Consider the following 2,199-nt stretch of genomic DNA (forward strand, 5'->3'; position numbering starts at 1 on the left):
GGAGTGAGCAGGATATCTTCGTTCCCTTTCTTTGCATAGAGAAGGGTATTTGTATTAGCAAAGTGTTTATAGTAAAGTAAGGTTTCTTCATCCGGACTGAAGCCAAATAAATACGTCGCTGCGTCTTTTCCCGCGAGTATCAGCCTCTCCTGTCCTGATTCTAAATCTAAACAATAGGAATTTAGAAAGGTAGGATTTCCTCTGGATGTCGTGTAATAGAGCTTTTTACTGTCATTCGATAATTTTGGCATGAAATTACGTGTATTTTCATGATGGACGATTTCCTTCATTGTCCCGCCATTCAAAGGAATCCCGTAAAACTGGGTATTTTCATTACCGTCTTGATCGAAACCAGCAATTATAAACCGGCTCTTCTTATCATATATCAGCTCTTGGCAGCTCTGATCAATGGTTGTAAGCGGATAAGGAAAGGAGTTTGGCAAATCCATTCCCCATAAATTATACTTGCCGCTCAAATTGGTACTGAAAACCAGATGTTTTTCATCTGGACTTACAGCAAAAGCAGCAATGGAAAAGGTTCGTAAAAATTGCTCAACATCAGGTTTCGGAAAAGTGATCATCATTGGCAGCCCCTCACATTATAAAATATTAAGAAAAATCTGCAATTAACTATACCATATTTTTCCTTATAGGTATACGTATACCTTCAGTTTATGGAAGTAGAATTCTAGTTCATTATTCTGGTATAAAACTTATATAACTATTTTTACTAAGCCTCTAATCGGGAATAAACGTTTCTTCCGATGCATGCTAATTATTAAGTCATCGGGGCATCGTTTTGTCATCCGATAGAATGATGGAATTGGTATGTTCAAATACGAAAAAAGCTTAAGGGCACTGGGCTCTTAAGCTTTTTAAGCATCAATCGATATATCTTCTTGCTCCTGCATATTCCTCTCCGTATCCAGATGTTTTTATTTCATCTATCCTTACATGTGTCGAGCTGTTTGGCGAATGGATCATTTTGCCGTCACCAATATATATTCCGACATGGTGGACCTTTCCTGTCCCTTTATCATAGGCAAAAAATAGTAGATCACCTGGTTGAAGGTTTTCTTGCTCCACCTTTTTACCATATTGCGCTTGAATGGATGAGTCCCTTGGAATCGTTATTCCATTAGCATGGTACATTGTATAGGTAAATCCAGAACAGTCAAATCCAAATCCGGACATTCCAGCCCATAGGTATGGAAGCCCTAAAAATCCCTTTCCTGTTTCAACGATGTCCTTACCGGTTGGAGCTGGTATTTGATTTTCATTTTGGTAGATTGAAACATCCTCCTTTTCTATCCATTTTACTCCATTACTCGGTGTCATCACCTTCACTTTATCCTTTTTAACCTGCAATAGCGGGAGGCGGGTATCGAAGCTGACCTCCATGAATTTTGACCGAAGTTTTGAGCTCGAATAAAGCCAAGTCTTCGGAGCATTTACAAGGGCAAATCCCCGCTTAAATTGCTTCTCAAAAGAATTTCCGTCTTTTAATTGTGCCTTTGGCATCCATCCTGGATAACCAATATCATTTCGGGGCGTCGGTTGATTGGAAACGGCTACTTTCACCCATTCACCCCGTTCTTCTAAAATCGTCACTTTTGAACCATATAAAGCTTGTGTTTCCAGGTTACCTACAAGCCCTAGCTTGTCTTCATAATTCAACGAGCCGATCCAGGCATTCAAATCAACGGGATTCGATGCAGAAGGAGCATCGATATCCCTTAATGATCCCGACTCCGTCCAAAGAGTGGCCACAGCTACATCTACATAGGCAATTCTCTCCTTCTCTCTTGAACTAGCTTCATTGGGACTGAAAACTAAAATACCGAGAGTAAATAAAGATAGCACCACAACTGTTAACTTTTTCAAAAAAATCACCCTTTCGAAATAGTTTTTATTGAGTAAATGAGGATTTCCTCTTGACTCCTAGTCCAGGTTTATCAGCAATGAGAAGTTGATCTTTCATAAATTGAATGCCTTCAAATGGTTCATTCTTAATCCATAATGGTGCATCTAAATCAATCTTCGTTATATTAGGATGGGCGGTTGCCAGATGAGCTGCGGCTGCTACACTCACGGTCGATTCCATCATACTCCCGATCATGCATTCCACCCCTGCTGCTTCCGCCATATCTGCGATTTGAAGTGCACGTCGAATTCCTCCTGTTTTCATTAATTTAATAT

Annotated in this window: 3 protein-coding genes; all 3 read right to left on the reverse strand. The window is 39.8% G+C overall.

Annotated elements, in window-relative coordinates; all coding sequences use genetic code 11:
* Window positions 1–584, reverse strand: a 584-nt coding sequence (locus ACFVSH_RS25740; protein ID WP_387708604.1) for a TolB family protein, incomplete at its 3' end; no start/stop codon positions are given.
* 298 nt (window positions 585–882) lie between these two features.
* Window positions 883–1,884: a C40 family peptidase gene (locus tag ACFVSH_RS25745; RefSeq protein WP_387708606.1), complete on the reverse strand. Its 1,002-nt coding sequence runs from the start codon at window positions 1,882–1,884 to the stop codon at window positions 883–885.
* A gap of 25 nt (window positions 1,885–1,909) precedes the next feature.
* On the reverse strand, window positions 1,910–2,199 hold a 290-nt coding region (locus tag ACFVSH_RS25750), incomplete at its 5' end, for an enolase C-terminal domain-like protein (RefSeq protein WP_387708608.1).

Source organism: Peribacillus sp. NPDC058002, from assembly GCF_042886655.1.
GTDB lineage: Bacteria > Bacillota > Bacilli > Bacillales > DSM-1321 > Peribacillus > Peribacillus aracenensis.